The 23,901-nt window shown below is 54.7% G+C and carries 21 protein-coding genes; 12 read left to right on the forward strand and 9 right to left on the reverse strand.

The genetic code is table 11. From position 1 onward, the window contains the following. Nucleotides 1-82 precede the first annotated feature (82 nt). Entirely contained in the window at nt 83-1,483 is a 1,401-nt protein-coding gene (sthA, locus tag K1718_RS17430; RefSeq protein WP_152502166.1) for a Si-specific NAD(P)(+) transhydrogenase, read from the reverse strand. A gap of 490 nt (nt 1,484-1,973) precedes the next feature. Here sthA and K1718_RS17435 point away from each other — a divergent pair, with 490 nt between their 5' ends. From K1718_RS17435 to K1718_RS17445, 3 genes are all read left to right on the forward strand, one after another. Further along, complete coding sequence (locus tag K1718_RS17435) at nt 1,974-4,160, forward strand: anthranilate synthase component I (protein WP_265681394.1); 2,187 nt, start codon at nt 1,974-1,976, stop codon at nt 4,158-4,160. Between the two features lie 68 nt (nt 4,161-4,228). After that, nucleotides 4,229-4,753, forward strand: coding sequence for a TerB family tellurite resistance protein (locus K1718_RS17440; RefSeq protein WP_265681393.1), 525 nt, complete (start codon nt 4,229-4,231; stop codon nt 4,751-4,753). Between the two features lie 230 nt (nt 4,754-4,983). Then, entirely contained in the window at nt 4,984-5,910 is a 927-nt protein-coding gene (locus K1718_RS17445; protein ID WP_209006610.1) for a hypothetical protein, read from the forward strand. Between the two features lie 66 nt (nt 5,911-5,976). Here the strand turns inward: K1718_RS17445 and K1718_RS17450 are convergent, their stop codons facing one another. Together K1718_RS17450 and ilvD are read right to left on the reverse strand one after the other, a co-directional pair. Continuing rightward, nucleotides 5,977-7,068, reverse strand: a complete 1,092-nt coding sequence (locus tag K1718_RS17450) for a metal-dependent hydrolase (RefSeq protein ID WP_265681392.1) — start codon at nt 7,066-7,068, stop codon at nt 5,977-5,979. A 126-nt stretch (nt 7,069-7,194) separates the two neighbouring features. Next, on the reverse strand, nt 7,195-9,039 hold the full coding sequence (gene ilvD, locus K1718_RS17455; protein WP_265681391.1) for a dihydroxy-acid dehydratase: 1,845 nt from the start codon (nt 9,037-9,039) through the stop codon (nt 7,195-7,197). A 339-nt stretch (nt 9,040-9,378) separates the two neighbouring features. On the opposite strand from ilvD, the gene K1718_RS17460 reads away from it, so the two are divergent. Beyond that, a complete protein-coding gene (locus K1718_RS17460) occupies nt 9,379-10,707 on the forward strand; it encodes a sugar porter family MFS transporter (RefSeq protein WP_173006050.1) in 1,329 nt (442 codons plus the stop codon). Between the two features lie 3 nt (nt 10,708-10,710). On the opposite strand, the gene K1718_RS17465 is transcribed toward K1718_RS17460, so the two are convergent. After that, complete coding sequence (locus tag K1718_RS17465) at nt 10,711-11,682, reverse strand: AraC family transcriptional regulator (RefSeq protein WP_265681390.1); 972 nt, start codon at nt 11,680-11,682, stop codon at nt 10,711-10,713. A gap of 120 nt (nt 11,683-11,802) precedes the next feature. On the opposite strand from K1718_RS17465, the gene K1718_RS17470 reads away from it, so the two are divergent. After that, complete coding sequence (locus K1718_RS17470; protein WP_265681389.1) at nt 11,803-12,207, forward strand: DUF4345 domain-containing protein; 405 nt, start codon at nt 11,803-11,805, stop codon at nt 12,205-12,207. Between the two features lie 91 nt (nt 12,208-12,298). Here K1718_RS17470 and K1718_RS17475 read toward each other — a convergent pair whose 3' ends face one another. The 3 genes from K1718_RS17475 to K1718_RS17485 form a co-directional block, all read right to left on the reverse strand. Further along, nucleotides 12,299-13,405, reverse strand: a complete 1,107-nt coding sequence (locus K1718_RS17475) for an alkene reductase (RefSeq protein ID WP_265681388.1) — start codon at nt 13,403-13,405, stop codon at nt 12,299-12,301. Nucleotides 13,406-13,507: 102 nt separating this feature from the next. Further along, complete coding sequence (locus K1718_RS17480) at nt 13,508-14,116, reverse strand: TetR/AcrR family transcriptional regulator (protein ID WP_152502174.1); 609 nt, start codon at nt 14,114-14,116, stop codon at nt 13,508-13,510. A gap of 103 nt (nt 14,117-14,219) precedes the next feature. Continuing rightward, nucleotides 14,220-15,407, reverse strand: coding sequence for an ABC transporter substrate-binding protein (locus tag K1718_RS17485; protein WP_265681387.1), 1,188 nt, complete (start codon nt 15,405-15,407; stop codon nt 14,220-14,222). Nucleotides 15,408-15,757: 350 nt separating this feature from the next. Between K1718_RS17485 and K1718_RS17490 the strand changes: the two genes are divergently transcribed. The 4 genes from K1718_RS17490 (at nt 15,758) to K1718_RS17505 (ending at nt 19,739) form a co-directional block, all read left to right on the forward strand. Continuing rightward, the gene (locus K1718_RS17490) at nt 15,758-16,927 is read left to right on the forward strand and encodes an SH3 domain-containing protein (protein ID WP_265681386.1); all 1,170 of its coding nucleotides are present in this window, start codon (nt 15,758-15,760) and stop codon (nt 16,925-16,927) included. Nucleotides 16,928-17,075: 148 nt separating this feature from the next. Beyond that, nucleotides 17,076-17,555, forward strand: a complete 480-nt coding sequence (locus K1718_RS17495) for a hypothetical protein (protein ID WP_265681385.1) — start codon at nt 17,076-17,078, stop codon at nt 17,553-17,555. A gap of 140 nt (nt 17,556-17,695) precedes the next feature. Further along, nucleotides 17,696-18,892: a lytic murein transglycosylase gene (locus K1718_RS17500; RefSeq protein WP_152502177.1), complete on the forward strand. Its 1,197-nt coding sequence runs from the start codon at nt 17,696-17,698 to the stop codon at nt 18,890-18,892. A 130-nt stretch (nt 18,893-19,022) separates the two neighbouring features. After that, nucleotides 19,023-19,739, forward strand: a complete 717-nt coding sequence (locus K1718_RS17505) for a CPBP family intramembrane glutamic endopeptidase (protein WP_265681384.1) — start codon at nt 19,023-19,025, stop codon at nt 19,737-19,739. 20 nt (nt 19,740-19,759) lie between these two features. On the opposite strand, the gene K1718_RS17510 is transcribed toward K1718_RS17505, so the two are convergent. Both K1718_RS17510 and K1718_RS17515 read right to left on the reverse strand, forming a co-directional pair. Further along, complete coding sequence (locus tag K1718_RS17510; RefSeq protein ID WP_265681383.1) at nt 19,760-20,323, reverse strand: cupin domain-containing protein; 564 nt, start codon at nt 20,321-20,323, stop codon at nt 19,760-19,762. A gap of 23 nt (nt 20,324-20,346) precedes the next feature. Further along, nucleotides 20,347-21,051, reverse strand: coding sequence for a metal-dependent hydrolase (locus K1718_RS17515; RefSeq protein ID WP_265681382.1), 705 nt, complete (start codon nt 21,049-21,051; stop codon nt 20,347-20,349). Nucleotides 21,052-21,310: 259 nt separating this feature from the next. On the opposite strand from K1718_RS17515, the gene ruvX reads away from it, so the two are divergent. The 3 genes from ruvX (at nt 21,311) to K1718_RS17530 (ending at nt 23,892) form a co-directional block, all read left to right on the forward strand. Then, nucleotides 21,311-21,796, forward strand: a complete 486-nt coding sequence (gene ruvX / locus K1718_RS17520; protein ID WP_152502180.1) for a Holliday junction resolvase RuvX — start codon at nt 21,311-21,313, stop codon at nt 21,794-21,796. A 78-nt stretch (nt 21,797-21,874) separates the two neighbouring features. Next, entirely contained in the window at nt 21,875-22,801 is a 927-nt protein-coding gene (locus K1718_RS17525; RefSeq protein ID WP_265681381.1) for an AEC family transporter, read from the forward strand. Between the two features lie 134 nt (nt 22,802-22,935). After that, nucleotides 22,936-23,892 (forward strand): aspartate carbamoyltransferase catalytic subunit, encoded by a 957-nt coding sequence (locus K1718_RS17530; RefSeq protein WP_418068042.1) that lies wholly within the window; start codon nt 22,936-22,938, stop codon nt 23,890-23,892. Nucleotides 23,893-23,901: the final 9 nt, after the last annotated feature.

Genomic DNA, 23,901 nt, shown 5'->3' on the forward strand with positions numbered 1-23,901 from the left:
ACAATTACGTAAAGCTTATGTGTCCAGCCGTTCCAAAGCTATTGACGAAATTGCGGCCGTCACCTGCTTTTCAAGACAGCTTTTATTCCTCAAGAGGCGGCATGCGGTTCCAGGCATCCAGCGCAGCTATCTTGTAGGCTTCAGCAAGGGTGGGATAGTTGAATGTGTTTTCAACGAAATACTCCAGTGTACCGCGCAGGTTCAGCACAGCCTGACCGATGTGCACCAGTTCAGTGGCGCCTTCGCCGACGATATGACAACCGAGCAATCGCCGGGTCTTGAGCGAGAAGATCAATTTCAACATCCCGGTGTCCAGTCCCATGATGTGCCCACGAGACGTTTCCCGGAACCGGGCTACTCCGCACTCATAAGCAATGCCCCGCTCTCGTATTTCTTCCTCAGTCATGCCCACAGTCGAAATTTCCGGGACAGCATAAATGCCATATGGGAAGTATTCCGGTGGATCGTAGGCGGTCTCTCCCAGCGCGTGACAAGCGGCAATGCGCCCCTGCTCCATGGAAGTCGACGCAAGGCTTGGAAAGCCGATGACGTCGCCGGCGGCAAAGATATGCGGTACCGATGTCTGGAACGTCATCGGATCGACTTTCAATCGCCCCCTGTGGTCGGTCTCAAGTCCACACTTGTCCAGGGCCAAGGCGGGCGTGGCCCCCATGCGGCCGGCTGCAAACAATATGACATTTGATCGGATGCAACGCCCCCCTTCCAAGGTGATCTCGCAGTCCGCAGCCCCGTGCTTTTCAATTTTCTGAACAGTCGCACCAAAGCGCAGTGCAATGCCACGATCACGCAGCTGATGCGTGAAATCGGCGACAAGTTCCTTGTCCAGGAAATCGAGCATTGTTTCCCGGGGCTCCACAAGGGTGACATGCACATCCAGAGCCGAGAAGATTGATGCGTATTCAACACCGATCACACCGGCACCGATCACCGCGATTGATCTCGGCAGTTCATTCAGTTCAAGAATTTCGTCGCTATCGAGCACATATTCGCCGTCGAAGGGCACGTAGTCAGGTCGGAAAGGCTTTGTGCCCACCGAAATGATGAATTTCTCGGCCTCAAAGGTGTGGACTTCACCAGCTTCTCCAGTGACTTCGATTGTGTGCGGACCAAGGAAGCGCGCTTCGCCGCCAATAGTATCAACTTTGTTGCGGGCGAACTGATGTTCCAGAACTTCAACTTCATGGTCGAGTGTGATGTGAAGTCTGGCCCTGAGATCATCTGCTGTCAGGTCTTCTTTCACACGGTATGAACGACCGTAGAAACCACGTTCTCTCCAGCCTGTCAGATTGAGCACTGTTTCACGCAAGGTCTTGGATGGAATTGTGCCCGTATGCACAGAAACACCGCCGACCCTGCGACCGCGTTCGACGACCATTACGTTGCGGCCAAATTTTGCCGCCTGGATCGCTGCCCTGCGTCCCGCGGGTCCGCTGCCGATCACGATAAGATCATACTTGTCCATTGTGCCCCTCATTGCTCCCACCACACATTGCAGCGCAACAACAGCATCTGCAAGAAGGCGTCAAGATCCGATACCGGAAAGTCGTGAATTGAGTGTTTGCTGCGGTTCGCTCAGTTGTTGATCTGCTTGTTTGTTGAGCAAAATTGAAGAATTTGAGCACCGGTTGGTTGCCAATCCGGTCCAGCTCTTTGTCAGATTACGACAATGGTCACATGCAAACGATTGCTTCCATGGCGAAGTTTGATTCCATCAGACAGACGAGGCAACAAAGCCGTTGCCAACCTCTGCACCTTCCGCTATGGCTGTCTGCATGTTGATGAACCTGAAAGCAGCTTGGTGGTGGCGCGGCGCAAAATAGGCGGCCGACGATCACTCATGCTCTGAACGGATCATATTTTCACCAAGGCCGCCGCGGGACACCGCTGGCGGCCTTGGTGCATTTAAGAGGCTGCTGGTAACTCTAGGCAGCCATCAATACGGGAACAGACCAATGCCGGCGCTGGCAGATCAGACCTATGAAACAAAAGGCGGGATCACAATCCTGCGCACCTCGCGTCCTTCCGACTATGAGACTGGGACTTCGGACTGGATCGACAGGTTGGATTCCGAGTTGGGAGCTGTCCTTGCCTCGTCCTATGAGTATCCGGGCAGATACACCCGTTGGGACATGGCTCTGGTCAACCCTCCATTGGTGATGGAAGCAGCTGATCGTAAAGTTGAGATCCGGACACTCAACGAGCGCGGCATGGTTATCCTTCCCGCCATTCGCGATCTTTTGAAATCTCATCCGGACGTGGAAACTTTCGAGGCCAGCGATACCAAGATCGAGCTGACGGTGAAAGCGCCGGACCGCTTGTTCAACGAAGAAGAAAGATCCCGGCAGCCATCGACATTCTCGATTGTTCGGGAGTTGAAAAATATCTTCGCCTGCGATGACGATCAGCTCGGCCTGTATGGCGCTTTTGGCTACGACGTTGCCTTTCAGTTCGAGCCGATCGATCTGAAACTGCAAAGGCCAGACGATCAGCGTGATGTGGTTCTGTTTTTGCCCGATGAAATCCTGATCGTCGATCACCACGGCAAGCGGGCCTATGTTCTGGAATACGATTTCGTCGTGAACGGACGAAGCACCAAGGGGTTGGAACGAACTGGCGAAAAACGTCAATATACACCAGCAAATATTGATCCTGGCCGCGGCGATCACGAGCCCGGTGAGTATTCGAAACTTGTTGAAAAGGCCAAGGACTACTTCAGGCGTGGCGACCTGTTTGAAACTGTGCCCGGCCAGACATTCTATGAACCTTGCGCCAACCCACCGTCTGCTGTTTCGAGACGTCTGGCTCAGATCAACCCCTCCCCTTATTCCTTCTTCTTCAATCTTGGCAACAACGAGTATCTGGTCGGTGCATCACCGGAAATGTACGTGCGCGTAACCGGTGGGCGCCGCGTGGAGACTTGCCCGATCTCCGGCACGATCAGGCGCGGAAAAAACGCAATTGAAGACGAGGCGCAGATCCGCAAACTGCTGAATTCCGAAAAGGACGAAGCGGAGCTCACAATGTGTTCCGATGTCGACCGGAATGACAAAAGCCGGGTGTGCGTCCCCGGCTCCGTCAAGGTGATCGGACGCCGTCAGATCGAAATGTATTCCCGCCTCATTCACACGGTGGATCACATCGAAGGCATTCTTCGCGAAGATATGGATGCGCTTGATGCGTTCCTGTCTCATACTTGGGCTGTCACCGTCACCGGAGCACCAAAACGGTGGGCGATGCAGTTTATTGAGGATCACGAAAAGTCCTCGCGTGCCTGGTATGGCGGCGCCATTGGAGCGGTTCTCTTCAACGGCGACATGAACACCGGTCTGACGCTGCGCACGGTGCGCATCAAGGATGGCATGGCTCAGATCCGTGCCGGTGCAACCCTGCTCTATGATAGCGTCCCGGAAGATGAAGAAGCCGAGACGGAACTGAAGGCGGAAGCCATGCGCGCTGCGGTCAGGGAAGCGGGTCTTGCTTCCAAGTCGGCAGAAAAACCTGAAGAAGCAAAACCCGGCAAGGGCATGAAAATCCTGCTGGTCGACCACGAGGACAGTTTCGTCCACACATTGGCGAACTATTTCCGCCAAACAGGTGCGGATGTTGTCACCTACCGCACCCCTGTTGCAGACCATGTATTCCACGACGTGGCACCGGATCTGGTCGTTCTATCGCCCGGCCCCGGAAACCCCAAAGACTTTGACTGCGCCGCAACCATCGGCCGTGCTCGTTCCCGTGCCTTGCCAATATTTGGCGTTTGCCTTGGTCTGCAGGCACTTTCAGAATATTTCGGCGCTGAGCTTGGTCAGTTGGAAACACCCATGCACGGAAAACCTTCGCCGATCAGCTTGTCCGGCAACTCCATGTTGTTTGATGGTCTTGAGGCACCGGTTACAGTCGGACGTTACCATTCTCTTTTCGCCAACCGCGACACACTGCCGACGGATCTGCGTGTCACTGCAGAAACTGAGGACGGAGTGGTCATGGCCGTCGAGCACCAAAAAGAACCGATCGCCGCCGTCCAGTTTCATCCTGAGTCCATTATGTCTCTTGACCAGGACGCGGGGCACAAGATTATTGAGAATGTCGTCAGCCGACTGGTGTCTGCAAAAGCGCAGGACGTCGCAGCGGCATCGTGATGCTTGTCACGGCGGTTCCATACCAATCGCCGTGTGCTGCCTGCCACTGCATTTAGAAGAGGTTTCCTTTGCACATCCTGCTCGCAGCGCTCGCACTTGTTGCCATCATAGCCTACTGGATCTTTCGAACCGGCCAGACCACACAGTCCTCGGGCACTGCCCTTGAAGCACCTCAGGACGTCAAAGCGGCGGCCAATCGGTTTGGATACAAAGCACTTCTGAACCAGCACCCGACTGAAAGCGTTGATGATCCGCGTGTGACGGGCGCTGCGTTGCTGATACTGGTCGCGGAAATTGATGGCGGCATTTCCAGGGCAGAAAAGGAGAGCATAGAGGAACAGTTGCGGAAGGTCTTTGAGCTTTCTGAATCGGATTCCAAAGAGCTCTATGTTTTCGCTAAATGGATCGCCAGCCAGAGCAGCAATCAGGATGACATGATCCGCAGACTGATCATGCGAACCGTGAAGCTCGGCGGACGGGACACAATTCCAGACATGATGCAGATGGTGAACGCGGTAGGGCGCGCCGATACGGGAACTTTGACCGATGACACGCAACAGGTGATAGAGCGATTGAAGCAACTCCTGAACTGACAAAGAGACAGTACAGACTAGCAGCTCAAAACAAGAGTTTGGCCATGACGTGTTTTGCCTGTTTGAAGACGAGCCATTTCGGTGTTTAATCCCTTAGAACATAATCTATAATCGGCAACAGACACGTTTGGTTTTCAAGGTCATTGTCATTGAATTCAGCCGCTCGCTGGCCTTCAACGGAAGAAGCCTCTGACGTCAGAAACTGCGAGAATAGGCACCGGGGAGAAAACATGTTCGAGGCCTTCCGCCGGATAGGTTCAAAGTTCCTGCGGTCATCTCTGATGTCTATCTACGCCATTGTTTTGGCCAGTGGACCTAGCCTCGTCGCAAGCGCACAAGAAAGTGGGAATGCGGAGAACCAGGACGTTCAAAACCACATTCTCGGCATTGGCATTTGCCCGCCTTGGAACCCACAGTCGCCGGAAATGTGCAAGAACAGCTTGGACAAGGTTATGTCCGCACTCGCACCACGACTTGATGCAAGTCCCAGCCAGACGCATTTGCTCGTGAACGAAGGAGCCAGTGCATCCGCGCTGAAGCTAAAAGCAACAGAACTTTCCAACAATCTCGGCCCGGATGACCGTCTGATCATCTACGCGAACCTTCCCTTAAGCAGCGCAGAGGTGGCCGACGCAGATACAGCCTTCGGCCATGTTTTGGAACTCTGGGCCGATCAGTCCCCCGAAACAGCCGGCGAAGCAATAGCTGAAGGCATCTGGATGTCTGCGCCGGCCTTCGCGGCCATGATACATACCATTCGCGCCGGTGAAGTTGTGCTGATCCTCGACACCAACAATTCCTATGCGGTTAATCTGGACCTTCTGGATGAGCATTCAGTCGATCTTGAAAACCGGCCGGAAGCGCTCGTCACATCATCCGGCCAGGGCCAGATGGCCAACTATAGCGCTGACAGAACGATATCCCTGTTCGCGAAGCACTTGTCCCTGGCTCTCGGTGAAACAGAGGGAACGCTCCTCGATGTGATGACCGCTGCCTCGCAAGGTACGAGACAAGCGGCAATTCCGATCTGCGCCTCCTTGAAGGAACATCAAGGCGCTGACAGCGACCACTCGCCTGATTGCACACAAGTGCCCGAAGTCCACGATCCGGACAGTCTGCTCAGTCAAACGCTCCTGGCCCCGTTGCCGGAGAGCTGACGAGAGACCACTGCATCGCACGGACTAGGGGCGTGCAACTTCACAGAAAATCACTGCAACTTTCACCTAGCCAGCAGTAGTAGGCTCCTGGCCGCAAAAATTCTGCGCCGCTACCTCTATGGGTTTCACAAGCCGGGCTTCCGCGGTTCGTTGGCGTGGTTCACCTTTTAACCGCGCTCCCAACCATGCCCAGTCGTCTTCTTCCACACGAACCTGGTCCACAACACGTTCCGGTTCGATCGGTTGCAACTTGTCACCCTTTTGCTCCGCGATGGCAAAACGAAAAGCATAGCCTGGCGTCAATCCCATGCGCAGGTCCGATACAACAACTTTCCCATCGACCAGATCAGCCTTGTAAAAACCTCTGCTAAACCATTCCAGTTTGTTGAATGCGGGCGTGTCCTCAATACAGGCAACAAGTTCCGGGTGACGCGGATGCGCATAGATTTCCGGATCTCCATCCCCATCAAAGAGAGAAACATAAAGGTTTTGGTATTGGTCATCCTTGAGGCCGATAACCTTCCATAGAAGAATATTGAACGGCGCGGCAATGGCATAAATCGTGTCAGGAGGAGTGCCCACTTCAGCAAACAATTGCTCGGCTTTACCCTCGACAACTTTCTGGACGACCATCGAGAGCCCCAAATATCCGGTCGAAAAAATCAGGGCTGCAGCTACTCCATTTCGAAAGCGTGTTGTCCAGGATTTCTTGAAAAGTGCCCAGATGACGATTGCAAGCAGTGGAAGCGAATATGTCGGATCGATGATGAACACTGAGCCAACCCCAACAGGATCGGGGTACAACGGCCAGAATATTCTGGTTCCGTAAACGGTCATCGCATCGATAACGGCGTGGGTCGACAGACACAGAAACACGGTTGCCCAGACGAGCCATCTGCTTTCCCGCAGTCCCTTGAACAATCGCAGCAGAATTTCTCCGATCACTGGCGCTGCAAGCGCGTGGACAAAAACAGAATGCGTCCAGCCGCGATGATACACAAAGCTGTCTATGGGGTCGTCAAAGGGGATAAAAACATCCAGATCCGGCAAGGTGCCCAGCACACCTCCTATGAGCACCGCCTTCCGCGGACCTACCTTGCTCCCCAGACAAGCAGTGGAGACGACCGCGCCAAGGGCAAATTGTGTCAAAGAATCCATGAAAACAACCGGTGGGATAAGAAACGACAAAGTTAGCCGGTTATGTGAGGCACGCACCAGCAGAAGACAATGGTCAGAAATTGAAAAGGCGGAAGTTTTCCGCCTCTCTCCAGCTCAACTGTCTGCTTAGTCCACTTCTCTGATAGCGCCTTTGGCAGCGCTCGTTGTCATTTTGGCGTATGCCTTGAGTGCTTTGGTAACCTTGCGTTTGCGTTTTTCAAGTGGCTTCCAGGCTTCCTCGCCCTTGGCATTCATGGCAGCACGGCGATCTGCAAGTTCCTCGTCTGTGAGGTCGACTCGCAAGACACGGTTCGGAATGTCGATGACAATCGTGTCGCCTTCTTCCACGAGGCCAACTGCGCCGCCTTCAGCGGCTTCCGGCGACATGTGACCGATTGAGAGGCCGGATGTACCGCCGGAAAAACGCCCATCCGTGATCAGTGCACATTCCTTGCCAAGCCCTTTCGACTTCAAATAGCTGGTCGGATAGAGCATTTCCTGCATGCCAGGACCACCGCGCGGACCTTCATACCGGATTAAAACGACATCGCCCGCTTTGACCTTGTTGGTGAGAATTGCTGAAACGGCGCTGTCCTGACTTTCAAAAATACGGGCCGGGCCAACAAATTTCAGGATGCTATCGTCCACTCCAGCTGTTTTCACAACACAGCCGTCTTCAGCAATATTGCCGTAAAGCACGGCAAGTCCGCCATCTGTGCTGTAGGCATGATCCAGTTCGCGAATTACCCCCGACTGGCGATCAAGATCAAGATCGCCCCAACGGCGGTCCTGGCTAAAGGCCGTCTGAGTGGGCACTCCACCTGGAGCGGCTTTGTAAAACTCGTGCACGCTTTCAGAGTTTGTCTGGCAAATGTCCCACCTGGCCAATGCCTTTTTCATGCTGGAGGTGTGAACGGTCGGAATGTCCGAGTGCAGCAACCCTGCCCGATCGAGCTCGCCCAAGATCCCCATGATGCCCCCTGCCCGATGGACATCTTCCATATGGATATTTTCAACCGCAGGCGCGACCTTGCAGAGCACCGGCACCTTTCTGGACAAGCGGTCGATATCATCCATGGTGAAGCCGATTTCACCTTCATATGACGCGGCCAAGAGGTGCAGAATTGTGTTGGTGGACCCCCCCATTGAAATGTCGAGGCTCATGGCATTTTCAAAGGCCTGGAAATTGGCGATCTTGCGCGGAAGAACGCTCTCGTCATCCTGCTCGTAGTATCTTTTGGCAAGATCCACAATCAAATGTCCGGCTTCGACGAAAAGGCGCTCTCGGTCAGCATGCGTGGCGAGGGTTGAACCGTTTCCAGGCAGAGAAAGTCCCAACGCTTCCGTCAAACAATTCATGGAGTTGGCCGTGAACATCCCCGAACACGAGCCGCAGGTTGGGCATGCATTTTGTTCCATGGACAACACGTCCGCGTCAGACATGTTTTCGTCTGCGGCCGCAACCATTGCATCAATGAGATCGATTGCCTTCTCAACCCCGTTTTCGAGCACAACCTTACCGGCTTCCATCGGTCCACCAGAAACAAAAACGGCAGGAATGTTCAGCCGCATGACGGCATTCAACATACCTGGGGTGATCTTGTCGCAATTGGAAATACAAACAATCGCGTCCGCGCAGTGGCCGTTGACCATGTATTCAATGGCATCGGAGATCACTTCGCGCGAGGGAAGCGAATAGAGCATGCCGTCATGGCCCATGGCGATGCCATCATCGACCGCAATCGTATTGAACTCCTTTGCAACTCCGCCAGCCTTTTCCACTTCACGGGCCACAAGCTGACCGAGGTCCTTCAAATGAACATGACCCGGCACGAACTGAGTGAACGAGTTGGCAATCGCGATGATGGGTTTGCCGAAATCGTCTTCCTTCATCCCTGTAGCACGCCAAAGGCCGCGTGCACCGGCCATGTTACGGCCATGGGTTGAGGTTCTTGAACGATAGGGAGGCATTTCACTTATCCGTCTTGCTGGCGGGCATCTTCATCGCCTCAACGGCTGAAACCCGTCAATCCGGATCCAGATAAATGCCCATTTGTCATTGATCAGGGTGTGACAGGTTTTTGAAATTCGGGAAAGGACAGATCCTCGAAAAAGAGTACGCTCCGGTACGGTTGGCGATTTAAAGGTCATGAATTCGCACAATCGACATATGGTTGCATGAAAGATGCTGCCCATTCAGGGCTTGCATCCGGCCGCTACAAGCGCAATGGTTTTGGACCGGTTTCAAGCTTCAGAAAAATCACAAAGATAGAGCCAAACCGGAAAGCTGCGTTATTTGGGAGGCATGCAGTGCTCATTTTGCTGGCCGTTCTGGCCGCCATGTTCGGTTTCCTGTTTGGCACGGACCAAGGCGTCATCTCAGGCGCTTTGCCACTTTTGAAAAAGGAATACGCCTTCACGGTTCAAAGTGAAGGCTTCATGACGGGCGCTGTTCCCTTTGGAGCAATTTTCGGGGCAATCGCCGCGCTCCTTCTCGTCGATCGCTTCGGTCGCAGACCCATGCTGATCTTCAGCTCAATCCTGTTTGCCGCCGGATCGCTTGCAGCCGCCTCTGCTTTTGGTGTCTGGTCGCTAACGGCAGCCCGCGTGATCATCGGGGCCGCTATCGGTGTTTCCTCTCTGGTTGCCCCCATGTATCTGGCAGAGATCGCGCCAGCGCGTATTCGCGGCGCTGTCGTTTCCGCGTTCCAGCTTATGATCACCGTCGGCATCCTTGCCGCCTTTGTTGTTGATTGGGCTTTCTCGTTTTCAGGGTCCTGGCGGCTGATGCTCGGGTTCAGTCTTGTGCCAGCTTGCATTTGCCTGACTGGTATCCTGCGCGCTCCGGAAAGCCCACGCTGGCTTGTTCTGGCAGGCCGGGAGAAAGATGCGCGGCAGGTTCTGCAAACCGTTCAGCCTGACATCACGCCGGGACGGGTCGACAAGATCGTCAATGAGATTGAAGCCAGCCGTCCGTCCGACCCGGCTCAGGAAAGCTGGAGTAACTTCAAAAATCCACGCCTGCGATTTCTGCTGATCTTCTGTGTGGCCGCATTCTTCCTGCAGCAATTCAGCGGAATTAACGTCATCCTGTCGTATGCACCTCAAATCCTTGAAAAAGCAGGCCTCAGCGGTCTGGCCAACGAATTGATTGCCACTGCTGGCATCGGCGCATTGAACGTGGCAGTGACCATCTTATCAATGCTCATGGTCGATCGCCTCGGTCGCCGCCCCTTGTTCATCTTCGGCTTTGCTGGTGCCTTCCTAAGTCTTACGCTGATTGCGGTTCTCTTCCAGATCGACAACCCAGGCTTTGCATGGCTCACTCTTGTCGGGCTCTTCGCTTTCGTTTTCTTCTTTGCTGTCAGCCTCGGACCACTCCCCTGGCTTTATATGTCCGAGTTGTTCCCGCTCGCCCTCAGAGGCAAGGGAATGGCGATCGCCTCGCTTTCAAACTGGATTTGCAACTTCCTTGTCGTCTTTCTGTTTCCTGCGCTCGCGGCCGGTCTGGGAGAAGCCATGACCTTTACGCTGTTCGCTCTTTGCTGTGCGTTCGGGCTTTGGTTTTCCTGGGCATATGCACCTGAGACACGCGGGATTTCGCTGGAGGAAATCGACCAGTCGATTGCAGAAAAGTAGTCTTCAGAGTTTGCGGAATGAAGCAGGCGTCTGACCGACGACACGCTTAAAGGCGCGTGCAAATGCCGCTTCGGATTCATAACCAACGGAAGAAGCAATCTCGGCCAGGGAACTGCCGCTGTTCTTCAATTCGCTGCAAGCCAGCTGCATTCTCCATCGGGTTACGTAATTCATGACCCCGTCACCGGTTAATTCCTTGAACCGAGCAGCAAACGCCGATCTGGACATGCCGGCATGTTGGGCAAGACGCTCTATCGTCCAGGAGGCGTCAGGCTCTTTGTGAAAGACCTGCAGGGCTTTGCCCACCTTCAGATCACGGAGCGCCGCAATCCATCCGGTTTGTTGATCCGGTGACCGCTTCAACCAACTTCGAATGGCCTGAACAACCAAGATGTCCGTGAGACGCGTGAGCACCGTTTCACCGCCGGGCTGTGGGTTCCGGGCTTCTTCTGCAAGGTATTGAAGCGTACCTTCGAGCCACCTGCCCGCCTGCAAGTCAAATTCGTCCAGAAATATCACCTGAGGCAGAAGCTCGATCAGTCTTTCGGCTGCTACATGGTCCACTTTCAGCACACCGCAGGTCATGCGTGTCATGGCGCCGCCGCCTCCGAAACTCATGGTTTCGAAATTTGGGCTGTGTCTTTTGGCGGGAATGTCAAAGAGAGGTGTCAACGGGCTGCCTGCGTTATCCCGCAGGTCTACCGCGCGTCCATGCGGAAGCAGGGCCAATTGGCCGTGCCCCAGCTCAAGCACGTCTCCGTTCTTGAGGTCCAAGATACACTTGCCTTCGGTCACGACGATCAGAACCAGTCGCTTCGCAAGCTCCGGAACCGCAATACCCCAAGGCGCCGTCAGTTCCGGCACGCAATAAAATGTCCCACTGAGATTGAGCAGGTGAAGCACTTCGCTCAACGGATCACGCTTGTCGGTGCTCACAGGCGCGGGATTATTCTCTTCAGCAACGATATCGGACAAGGATGTGTTTCTGAGCCTGATTCTGGACGATCTGCTGACTTTTTAACACTTTCAAGCATGGAAAATCCAGACCAGCCCCGTCACCTTTACGCCAGACCAAACCACAACCGGAGAATTGGAATGGCCAGCATTCAAACAAAAATCGCCCTATCCCTATCAGCTTTGACACTGGGTACCGTCGGCAGTCTCGTCGTTTTTGCGCCTGCGTCTTTATTTGAGCTGAACAAAGTCGTTCTTGATCCGTCTGCGGCCATGATGAGTGAAATCAGAGCTCCCGGCGTGCTGGTCCTCGTCGGTTTCGCCCTGGCAATGGCCGGCTTGAAAGACGATAGACTGCTGAGACCAGCACTCACCTTGTCGGCTGTGCTGCTGCTATCCTATGGCGTTGGACGCCTGATCAGCCTGCCGATAGACGGAATTCCACCTGTGTCGCTTCTTGCGGCATTGGCAATAGAGCTTGTTCTTGGCGCATGGTGCGCGCTCCTTGTGGTCAACGCGCGCGCGCCAACGCAGCAAACAGGCTAAAAAAAGCCGGTGCAGGCAAATGCACTGCACCGGCTAAGCTTCAGACCGCCTCAGAAGGGGTGGATGTCAGACAGCCTGAATCTTGTCCCGTCTATTCGGCGGCAATTGTCGCTTCATCCAATGAAGGATAGTCGATGTAGCCCTTTTCATTGCCACCATAGAGTGTCTCGGGATCGAGCTGGTTCAACGGAGCGTCAGCTCTCAGACGATCCACCAGATCGGGGTTGGAGATGAACGGCCTTCCAAAAGCCACGAGATCAAGTCTCCCGCTCTCAATGGCATCGATCGCCGAAGCCCGTTCATAGCCATTGTTGCCCATTCTGACGCCGTTGAAGAGCCCATACAGCGCAGCCAGGTCGCCCCCTTCGGGGATGTCGCGCGGCCCGCCGGTCTGGCCTTCAACAAGGTGAAGGTACGCAAGGTCGTATTCGTTCAACAAACGTATCACGTGTGAGAAGGTTTGTTGCGGGTCGCTGTCGGCAATGTCGTTCGCGTTGGAAAATGGACTAAGACGGATACCGACCCTTGCGCCGCCCCAGACACTTACGACAGCATCCATGACTTCCTTCAAGAAACGTGACCGGTTTTCGACAGATCCACCATAAGCGTCTTCTCGCTTGTTTGACCCGTCTCGCAGGAACTGGTCGATCAGATAACCGTTGGCCGCATGCACTTCGACCCCGTCAAAGCCTGCATCAAGGGCATTTGCCGCAGCCTTGCGGTAGTCTTCGACAATTCCAGGAATTTCACTGACTTCAAGCGCTCGTGGTGTCGGGGTATCTACAAATTGCTCGCCGTCGAAGGTTTTCGATTGAGCGGCAATCGCGCTTGGAGCAACGGGATCGACACCATCCGGCTGCAAAACAGGATGCGAGATCCGGCCGACATGCCAGAGTTGAAGCACAATCTTGCCACCCTTGGCATGAACCGCGCTGGTTACCTTTTTCCATCCATCAACCTGGGACGTGGAATAGATGCCCGGTGTCCACGCATACCCCTTGCCTTGCGGCGATATCTGTGAGGCTTCAGTAATGATCAGGCCTGCCCCTGCTCGCTGGCCATAATATTCGGCCTGCAATTCTGTTGGGGCATCGTCCTCGGCACGGGCGCGGTTCCGCGTCAGCGGTGCCATGACCACACGGTTCTTCAGTTCAATCGCACCTGCATGTGAGGCTTGGAAAAGCTTGCTGTCCGACATCTTGCTATCCTTTGCAGTCTTGTGGTCGGGTTGGCATAAAATTGGAATGATCAGTCCAATAATAGTCGTGAAACTTGTCTGCGGTGTTCCGATCAGGTTGGCTTAAGGTGAAAGCACCTCTTTGGCTTGCTGAATCGTTCGCGTGATCCGTTCGGCAGGTATCCCAGCTTTTCTGAGCGCCAGCGTGCCAATGGCCAGTGACGAGTAGGCACTGGCCTTGTCTCGGGCGGCATCCGGATTTGCGGGATCTAGTGCCTTGGCGAACAGATCTTCGATGCTTTCAAGATGGCGCCGACCAAGTTCGGCGACTTTCTCGTCATGCGGGGCAAGCTCGGTAATGCAGTTGATCAAAAGGCACCCGCGCGGTCCGCCCTTGGGGTCCGACAAGGCCTGCATCATGGCATCGACAACATTTGCATCGCTCGCCTCAGCCGCCCGTGCGGTTTCCGCCAGGCCGCGTATCCCATTGCGGGAATAGTATCCAACGGCCCTTAGAAACAGGTCCTGCTTGCTGCCGAAAGTTGCATAAAAACTCGATCGGCTCAGCCCCATGGCACTGGTCAGGTCATCAAGTGAGGTTGCCTCGAAACCCTTCTGCCAAAAGACATTCATCGCCGCTTCCAGCGCTGCTGCCTCATCGAATGCACGAGGACGCCCAGGCCCTGAAGCCCGTTTTTGCTCTGATGTCGATTTGCTCGCAGCGTTGCTCATGACACTGATATGGACTGGCCAGTTCAGAATACAAGAAGGCCGCAGATATTTTTTGGACTGACCAATTCAATACTCGTGCAATGCGGTACCGAATTGAGCCAAACTACATGCGGCAAGAACCGGCATACGCGTCGCCGACATCGTCAAAAACCCGCGCAATGGCTTCCATTTCATAAAGCCTGCTGGTTCTGCGCACGCCTTCGACGAGATAGAAATCCTGAATTGGAAACTGGTTCGAATTGAACCGGAAGTCACCGCGAACGCTTTCGAACGGAGCAGCACTGATTGCCGAAATAAGAGCTTCCTGCTCCTTCACCCCACCTGTCAGTTCGAGCGCAAAATGAATGAGCTTGGCGGCATCATATCCTTGTGCTGCATAGACTGACGGCGCGTATTTGTACTTTCGGGAAAATTCCCGAACGAACCTTTTGTTCGCGGGGTTGTCGAGATTGGGTGCCCAGTGAGATGCCGAGAAAAGCCCCTCACCCATCTCTGACGTGATTGGAAGCGTAATTGCATTGATCGTGTTCGATGACAGGAAAGGGACAATGCCCTTCAGTCCAGAGGTGTGAAACTGTTTCACCAGCTCGACACCCATACCACCCGGCATAAAGGCATAAATGGCATCGGGTTCAATTTCGGCGATCTGGTTGAATTCCTCGGCAAAATCGGTCTGACCAAGTCTTGGGAAAAGCTCGCGCGCAATCTGACCCTTGAAGTGCCGCCTGAATGCAGACACAGCATCTCGCGCAGCTTCATAGTCTGGGGCGATTGTGACAACCTGTTGATATCCCTTGAGGCTGGCATATCGCCCCATGGTCTCGTGGACCTGATCATCCTGGGATGCGGTTGAGAAAAAGTACCGGTTGCACTTGCCGCCTGCGATGGGAGCGGGTCCGGAATTCGTTCCAATGAACAGTGTCTTCGACCGAACGACAGGATCGTGTACCGCAAGCATCACTCTGGAGAAATTGACGCCGACGAGCACGTCGACACCATTTTCATCTATCAGTTTGGTGACCTGTTTTACCGCGTGTTCGGGATCGAGCTTGTCGTCAACGACCAACACGTTTGTCGCCAGACCTCCAAGTGCACCATTTGATTGCGCGACCGCCAGCATGAAGCCGTCCCGCATGTGTTCACCGAAGATCGCAGCCGGTCCTGACAAAGTTGCCAGGAGCCCGACCCTCAGTTCCTTGGCTTCCTGAGCGACAGAAACACTCATCGCAAAGGCCGATGCCACAGCGACACCCATTGCCTTGATGAAGAATTGAGATAACCAGCGCGCCATAATATTCACTTGCCCATTTTTCTAAACGACGGCGCGACCCACATTTCGCATCCGAACGTTCGACTCGCACATATTGTGGACGAGACTCGTTAGGCATTTGCAAACAAGGCCGTGATGCCCGGCATTCACCACAAGCCCGTCACATTTTCCGTAAAATTCCCCAGTGCTGCCCCAATCCGGCCTGTGAACCGACGCATTAACAAAGGTTAATGCTTCAGGTCGTGGTCAGTGCCTGATGCCGTTTTGAACTTGTTGAAGACGGCAGGAACAGGAGTGTTCAGCAAGAAATACCGACCGGGACCAATGTCACCGCTCTGAGCGTACCCGTAGCGCAAACCCGGGAGGGCCAAATGTATTCCGTAATCGCGCCTGCCAATTCTTGCGATATCAGCACCAGCTACAGAACGGACAATGTAACAGCTAAACCACCAAAAAAAGACCTTAAACTCGTCCATACAACCGATACGGCTGCAATTGCTCTTCAAGATCCCGAACCACTGGATGCCAGCAAGATTGCAGCAAAGATCCTACACATGCATGCAACGTCTGAGGATGCGGACATCAAGGAAGCACGGAAACCAAAACTGCTCGATGGGCATGAGGAAGCGGATTTGGAAATTCCAGGCGTGTTTCGCCGGCCGCGAGAAAGTTTTGATGCACCGCCTCAGGAACCGACTGCAGCTCCCCTGTCTGACGCTATCAAATTGAAAGCCCGGTCCGGTCTACAGGACCCGAAATCCAAAATGTTTCTGATCAGCGCCATACTCATTGCCGCGATAGGTTCCGCGGGCTTTGCGATCGGAATGGCAGCTGCCAACAAACCGGTTGAGGAAGATTCCCGACTGGTGACAACCGAAGCGATCTCCGCCGAACCGACCATTGAAGGGCTCATCGCCGAAGACGCGGCATCCCCGGTTGGTGCACCTGCCCTCCATTACAGCGGGGCGACAACTGCACAACTTGAAAATGCGAAGGAGCGCATCCGGCTTGCTTTCGCGGAACGCGGCACCCTGAGCACACCACAAGTTGCACCACTCTACCCGCAGACAAACGACACAATGCCCTCAGGTTCCGAGCAGCCGACGCTCACCTTGGGCGACAATGCAACTGGTATTGATGCAATCGCCGGAAGCAATGCTCAAGCGGTTACTGCCGGCACCACGGCTACTCTTGCACCGTCAATCACGGAACCTGCATCTCAGTCCGAAGCACCGTTGCAAAAGGAAACAACCTTACAATCAGCGTCTGGCGACTCTCCTGAAACCGCCAGTGTGACACCTGCAACGACGGATGCTCCGGCAAGCGCTGGCAGTACCGACTATCCCAACAAGGGGACCATCACTGCATCGGTCAATCTAAGGAAATCGGAAGACAAGGACGGAACGATCCTTGCTGTAATTCCTGCCGGTACCGACATCAGTTTCAACACATGCGGCACGTGGTGGTGCGGTGTCGACTTCGATGGACAGACCGGCTTTGTCGGCAAGAAGTTTATAGAACAGAAACCTGCTAGCGAATGAGTCATCTATCCAGGTAGAAGCTTGTTAAGCCCTACTCCGTATCTTTCTCCAGGGCTCATCGTCCATCTCTTGATGGGCTGTCCTTGACACACTGGAAACGCTCCGGTGGATGACTTAAAAAGCCTGAAAGCAGCTACGGAGACAGATCATGGCTTGCCGCCGATCGTTCGCACTTGCCGCCACACTGTTCGCCCTGTCCGGCCTGAGCTTCAGCCAACCGGCGCTCGCAGACGGAACGGACTGCGTCGTTTATGCCACCGACTATGCAAATGCACATGTGGGAAGCGGAGACGTTGTGGGAGACGCCGTTTCCGGCGGCATGGCAGGAGCTGTTGTTGGAGGCGAATGGCGCGGCCCGCGCGGTGCGCGCCGAGGCGCCCGTGCAGGCGGTGCGCTTGGCGTGTTGGACAATCTCGGATCGATGCCAGGCGGATGGGAAGCACTTTACGATATGGCCTACCAAATGTGTCAGCAGCAGACTTCCGGCGTGAATGCTGACAGTTACCCGCAATCCGGGTTGGCAGGTCCGCGCTCCGATTGCCGGTCTTCAGCGACCGTCAACGGTCATCTGAAACGCTCGCCAGATGGTGCGATTATGGCAGGGTCTGATTTCGGCAATTGCCAGTAAACCTTCTTGCGCCCGAAATCCTGTGCGCGACACATTTCAGCGCGCTTGACCTGTTGACCTTGCCCGCGAAGCACAGTCAACTAGGCTGGTTTTTTTAGGCTCCGCCGTCTCCATTGCGCCAGAATACGACAGGACTGTTCATGAACCGCCGTGCCAAATTCGCTTCAAAGCTCGCCCTTACTGCCCTGACCGGACTTTGCCTGACAACTGCACCAAGCCTTGCTCAGCAATGCGGCGGAGACTTTCGTCAGTTTCTGGCAGGGGTGAAGCAGGAAGCCGTCGCCAAGGGCCTGTCCGCCAACGCCGCGGACAAAACGCTGGCAGGTGCCCAGATCGACCGAAAGGTGCTTTCCCGAGATCGGGCGCAGGGCGTCTTCAAGATGACATTTCTGGATTTTTCCAAGAGAGTTATCTCCGGCTACCGCATGAAAAATGGCGCGGCCAATATGAAGAAATACGCCGCCATTTTTCAGCGCACCGAGCAAGAATATGGCGTTCCGGCACCCGTCATCACTGCGTTCTGGGCGCTGGAGACCGATTTCGGGGCAGTCCAGGGCGACTTCAACACAGTCAATGCACTCGCAACACTTGCCCATGACTGCCGGCGGCCCGAGCTCTTTCGGCCGCAACTCATCGCTGCCATCGAAATGGTCCAGCACGGGGACCTTGACCCACAGCGCACAACGGGTGCCTGGGCAGGCGAAATCGGCATGGTCCAGATGTTGCCCGAAGACATCATCAAGTTCGGCAAGGACGGAAACGGCGACGGCCATGTCCGCCTGAAGCAGAGTGCCGAAGACGCAATCCTGACAGCAGGTGCGTTCATTCAAAATCTTGGCTGGCGACGCGGCGAACCCTGGCTTCAGGAAGTGGCTGTGCCGCAGAACCTCAACTGGGCCGAGACCGGGCTTGGAAAAACCAAGACCGGTGCGCAATGGGCGGCACTTGGGGTCCAGCCCCGCTGGGGTCAGATCTCCGGCAACCTGCCGGCTTCACTCTTGCTGCCACAGGGCCGCAAGGGTCCGGCATTTCTCGCCTATCCGAACTACAACATTTACCTGGAATGGAACCAGTCCTTCATCTACACGACAACGGCGGCCTATTTCGCGACACGGCTTGCCGGTGCCCCGCGTTATACCCCGGGCAATCCTGATCCAGGCCTGAATGATGCTCAGATGAAACAGCTGCAAACCAAGCTTCAGAGCATGGGATTCAATGTCGGCAAAATCGACGGTATTCTTGGAGCTGGAACTCGTGCGGCCGTCCAGGCAGTTCAGGAACGACTTGGCATGCCAGCAGATGCCTGGCCCACCCCTGCATTGCTCAATCGACTTTGACGCAGGCGCATTTGAAACGGCGCGAGCGACGCGTTTAGAGAAACGGTAGTTCGGTCACCCAGCGAATTGGAAGATTGGAACCGCATCGCCAGCTGCTATGATGTGCCATATTCGTTGAAATGGCAGGACTGTGTTTGAGCATGGGTTCCGAAATTCTGACGGTAGCCGCACGGCCAAACCCGGACCTGGGAAAGCCCTGCTTGTTCTTGAGCTTCTGGTAATTGTTGCCGGTCCGATTGCCCTTACCGGTCTGAGCGCTCAATTGCTCCGGTTCTCGACGATCTTCCTAGTCGCCGGTTACTGCTTTTGGCGCTTAAAGGCCAATGGCGTCGAGATGATCTATCTCGCAATCAATTGGGAAGGCTGCACCCGAGCGTTGCCTGGCCTTCTTGCCAGATGGCTCCTGGGCACTGGAGCGATTGCGCTTATCGTTCTTCTGGTCAGTCCGGACAGGCTCTTTTGCATTCCACGCGCAGACCCTCTTGCAATGGCAGCGATCGTGGTCTTTTACGGGCTTGTTTCTGTTCTGCCGCAGGAAATTGCCTTCCGGGCGTATGTTTCCTGGCGGATGGACACTTTCAATGTTCCCTATGTGCCAGCACTGTTGGTCTCTGCCACGCTTTTCGGATGGGTACACATCATCTTCGGCACCTGGCTATCGGTCTTTCTTGCCGCTGTCGCTGGTCTTTCCTTTTATCGCACATACAGGAAATACAGATCTCTCGCGGCCGTGTGGTTGGAACACACACTGATCGGCGTTTCGGTGTTTGCGATCGGGCTCGATAACTACTTCTATCTTGGTCCAACTTCGCCCGCGCTCGCCATCACTTGCGGCGTCGCGACGTAGCGGCTATCAGCCTCGAAAGCTCACTCGACCTTGACCCCGTTAGAACCGGGCGCGGCCTCATCAACCGTCGCTTTGCCATCATCGCCCAACAGAAAGACAGCCAGGATCTTGGCAGGAACGCTTCCTGTGTTTTCACCGCGATGGGTTACATTCATCGCTTCGAGAATACCCTCACCTTCCCGATAGACCTTCTTGCCGATTTCCTCGTAGGTCACCGTTACTTCGCCTTCCAGAATATAAGCGAACAAAGGCGCGTGGTGCTGATGCCAACCAGTTACCTCACCCGGTTCCATGGTGACGATCAAAGCCTTCACCGATGGATTGTCCTGCGGAAAAGTAACCTTCTCGCCTGCAACCGTCAGATCGCCGGAAAACACTTCCTGGACTTTTTCATAAGGCGTCTTGGCGGCACTTTCGGCCTCGATCGCGGCCTTGGAGCCGGGCTTTGCCAGAGGTTGCGACGGAGCCGGTTTTCCGTCCGGCGTAATGGATTTGTCAGCAGCAACAACCGGATTTGCAACAAGTGCCAGCGTCAAACATAAACATGCCGGCAATCCCAGCAGCGACTTCACGGTGATGTTCACTTTCACTTCTCTCCAAATACCGGTTAGAGGCTTATCCCGGAACCGGGCTCCATGCTTTTTACTTTGCCTGAGTCGGCCCCGAGAGCCGAAACAAATGTCTCTGCCGTCTGATCAATAATCGGAAAGGTGCCATAGTGGCACGGGACGATAGCATCGAAATCAAAGAACCTCTGGCAAGCCATTGCGGCCACCTTGCCGCCCATGGTGAACCGGTCACCAATCGGCACGAGCCCGATCTTCGGCTGATAAATTTCGTTAATCAGTGCCATGTCGGAAAAAATATCCGTATCGCCCATATGATAGAGAACCGGTTCATTTGGCGCATCGATAATCACGCCATGCGGATTTCCAAGATAGATCGCTTCACCGTCACCTTGTTTGGATGAGGAATGCAAAGCCGATGTCAACGCAACTTTGAATTCGCCGGTATCCACCAATCCACCACTGTTCATCGGGTTGATGTTCTCGACGCCTTGTCGACCGGCCCACATGCAAATCTCGAAGTTTGTGGTCAGCAGCGCACCGGTCTTCTTCAGGATCGCGACTGCATCTCCAATATGATCGTCGTGACCGTGGGTCAGAATAACGTGGTTCACGCCCTCACAAACCTGATCAATCGCGAGCGTTTCCGGAAACGAAGGATTTCCTGTCAGGAACGGGTCGATGAGGATGGACGCATCACCGACTTCGACCTTGAATGCGGAATGGCCGTACCACGTCAATTTCATCTGCGCCGCCTCTTTGTCTGCTCGTTTTCCGGGCACTCTGCTTGAGTGCCGCGCGTGGTCATCACGCCCCTATGAAACTTCTTTTGGCGTGATTGCACAATGTCCGGCCAACGGAATTTGAGCGCCTGTTGCGCAATGGAACCACTCGAATTTGACCTGAATTAGATGACCAGACGCAATGGTGGTCCCAGCCAAGCTTTCAGCTTTGCGGACCCTTTTCACGCTGGATCAGAGGCACCTGTCCTGTTAAAGGCTCCGCATGGCAAATGATCCCGCGCTTTCACTTGAAGATTTTGTGTCCACTCTTCCTGCAAACACCAGGTTGATTGGCCTCGATCTCGGCACCAAGACAATTGGTCTTGCACTTTCTGACCTTGGCCGCGGCATAGCTACGCCAATGGAGACAATAAAGCGCAAAAAATTCACCATTGATGCGGAGCATCTGCTGAGCTTGTGTGCCAGTCAGAATGTCGCTGGCATCGTCCTCGGTCTTCCTCTGAACATGGATGGCAGCGAAGGCCCGCGTGCGCAAGCGACGAGAGCGTTTGCGCGCAATCTGTCGCAGAAAACCGACTTGCCGATAACTTATTGGGACGAACGCCTCTCTACCGCTGCCGTGACACGGACACTTCTGGAAGCCGATTCCAGTCGCGCAAAAAGAGCAGAGGCAGTCGACAAAATGGCCGCAGCTTTCATTCTTCAGGGATTTCTGGACCGACTGGGGTTTATGGGATTAGATAGCTGACAACCTGCCCTGCCGTTTGTTGAATAGCTTTCCCGCTATTGAGCGAGCCGGGCGTATCCAATTCGCGACCATCACAATATGCTGACGACCCTTGCCGCGCTGACGCCGGTTATTCTTGTTATTGCCTCTGGCTACCTTCTTGCACGCATTGGCCTGATTACGGGTGAACAATGGCGCGGCGTTGAAAAGCTCGCCTTTTATGCGCTCTTTCCAGCCGTTCTCTTCCGGACAATTTCACAGGCAGACTTTTCCAGCTTTCCGACATTGGATCTCGGCCTTGCTCTGCTTGTCGCAATTCTTGTCATGGCCGGTATTTTGTTGCTGCTTCAACCGGTTATCGAACGCATCTGGGGCATAGCCGCGACCCGCTTCACCTCCATCTTTCAAGGCACGCTGCGATGGAACGTCATGATAGCGCTCGCGATCGCAGACAATATCCTGGGAGACACAGGCCTTGCGCTGATGGCCGTTGCAATGGTGTTCATGATCCTGCCATTGAACATCATGAGCATTATAGTGCTGTCCCGCTATGCAAGCGGTCCTGCTCCGAGCGCTGCCAAGGTCCTCAAGGATCTCTATTCAAATCCGTTCATCATTTCTATCGCTGCCGGTATTGTCTTTAACATCAGCGGATTGACCCTTCCCTTCGTAATCAACGACACGCTTGAAATCTTCTCAAGAGCTGCGTTGCCGATCGGTATAATCTGTGTCGGTGCCGGTCTCGATCTGAGTTCACTGAGAAGACCCGGTCCGGCCCTGACCATGGGAACATTTCTGAGACCTGTCCTGATGCCATTCCTTGGCTTTGGTTTTGCCATGTTGTTCGGTGTTTCCGGTCCGGCGATGGTTGTTGTCATCATTGCCTGTTCCGTGCCATGCGCGAGCAATTCCTATCTATTGGCCAAGCAACTTGGCGGCGATGCCAAACTCATGGCGGAAATCATCACACTGCAGACATTGGCCGCCACCGTGACTATTCCCATCGCCTTGCTGATCTTCACGTGACGCTGCAGACAGGAATGCGCAACGCATTTAATATTTGTCCATTTGTTCAAATCCTTAGCTGACATGTGGACAGCGGGCACGATGCGAATTGTGTCTTGTACAGGAGAGCGATTCCCCATATAGGGATGGTCTCGATGACAGCGACAGATACCCATCGAGACCATCCCTATCCCCATCGTCACCTGCTGGGCATAGAGGGTCTTCACCCGCACGAAATTCTGGGCCTTCTGGACAGAGCCGAGGAAGCTGTTGAAGTTTCCCGCCAGATCCACAAACGCAAGCATGTGCTGGCGGGACGAACCCAGATCAATCTCTTCTTCGAGAACTCAACACGCACCCAAAGCTCCTTTGAGTTGGCCGGCAAGCGACTTGGGGCAGATGTCATGAACATGGCGGTGTCTCAATCCTCGGTGAAGAAGGGCGAAACGCTGATCGACACGGCGGCCACGCTGAATGCGATGCATCCGGACCTGCTGGTTGTGCGCCATCATGCAGCTGGTGCCGTTCACTTGCTGGCCCGAAAGGTCGGCTGTTCAGTTGTCAATGCCGGAGACGGTCCGCATGAGCACCCGACACAAGCGCTTCTCGACGCTCTGACAATCCGGCGGCACAAAGGCAAAATTGCCCGGCTTACCGTGGCCATCTGCGGTGATATTGCCCACTCGCGTGTCGCCCGTTCGAACATCATCTTGCTGAATGCTCTCGGTGCTCGGGTCCGGGCAATCGCACCGTCGACCTTGCTGCCTTCGGGCATCGCCAAAATGGGTGTCGAGGTCTTCAACGACATGCGCGAGGGTCTCAAGGGAGCTGACATCGTCATGATGCTCCGTCTTCAGCGCGAACGCATGAACGGAGCCTTCATACCTTCCGTTCGCGAGTACTATCGCTACTACGGACTTGATGCGGAGAAGCTCGGCTTTGCGCGTGACGACGCACTGGTCATGCATCCCGGCCCGATGAACCGCGGCGTCGAAATAGACGCTTCCATTGCCGATGGTGCTCAAAGCCTGATCCGAGAACAGGTCGAAATGGGTGTGGCCGTGCGCATGGCCGTTCTGGAAGCACTCGCCGCCAACTTGCCGAACAACTGAACCGGGGAC

Source organism: Roseibium porphyridii, from assembly GCF_026191725.2.
Taxonomy (GTDB): domain Bacteria; phylum Pseudomonadota; class Alphaproteobacteria; order Rhizobiales; family Stappiaceae; genus Roseibium; species Roseibium porphyridii.

Coding starts and splice junctions, on each gene's coding strand:
- sthA (WP_152502166.1), bottom strand. CDS start 1,483: ATGGACAAGTATGATCTTATCGTGATCGGCAGCGGACCCGCGGGACGC.
- K1718_RS17435 (WP_265681394.1), top strand. CDS start 1,974: ATGCCGGCGCTGGCAGATCAGACCTATGAAACAAAAGGCGGGATCACA.
- K1718_RS17445 (WP_209006610.1), top strand. CDS start 4,984: ATGTTCGAGGCCTTCCGCCGGATAGGTTCAAAGTTCCTGCGGTCATCT.
- K1718_RS17450 (WP_265681392.1), bottom strand. CDS start 7,068: ATGGATTCTTTGACACAATTTGCCCTTGGCGCGGTCGTCTCCACTGCT.
- ilvD (WP_265681391.1), bottom strand. CDS start 9,039: ATGCCTCCCTATCGTTCAAGAACCTCAACCCATGGCCGTAACATGGCC.
- K1718_RS17470 (WP_265681389.1), top strand. CDS start 11,803: ATGGCCAGCATTCAAACAAAAATCGCCCTATCCCTATCAGCTTTGACA.
- K1718_RS17475 (WP_265681388.1), bottom strand. CDS start 13,405: ATGTCGGACAGCAAGCTTTTCCAAGCCTCACATGCAGGTGCGATTGAA.
- K1718_RS17480 (WP_152502174.1), bottom strand. CDS start 14,116: ATGAGCAACGCTGCGAGCAAATCGACATCAGAGCAAAAACGGGCTTCA.
- K1718_RS17485 (WP_265681387.1), bottom strand. CDS start 15,407: ATGGCGCGCTGGTTATCTCAATTCTTCATCAAGGCAATGGGTGTCGCT.
- K1718_RS17490 (WP_265681386.1), top strand. CDS start 15,758: ATGTATTCCGTAATCGCGCCTGCCAATTCTTGCGATATCAGCACCAGC.
- K1718_RS17495 (WP_265681385.1), top strand. CDS start 17,076: ATGGCTTGCCGCCGATCGTTCGCACTTGCCGCCACACTGTTCGCCCTG.
- K1718_RS17500 (WP_152502177.1), top strand. CDS start 17,696: ATGAACCGCCGTGCCAAATTCGCTTCAAAGCTCGCCCTTACTGCCCTG.
- K1718_RS17515 (WP_265681382.1), bottom strand. CDS start 21,051: ATGAAATTGACGTGGTACGGCCATTCCGCATTCAAGGTCGAAGTCGGT.
- ruvX (WP_152502180.1), top strand. CDS start 21,311: ATGGCAAATGATCCCGCGCTTTCACTTGAAGATTTTGTGTCCACTCTT.
- K1718_RS17525 (WP_265681381.1), top strand. CDS start 21,875: ATGCTGACGACCCTTGCCGCGCTGACGCCGGTTATTCTTGTTATTGCC.
- K1718_RS17530 (WP_418068042.1), top strand. CDS start 22,936: ATGACAGCGACAGATACCCATCGAGACCATCCCTATCCCCATCGTCAC.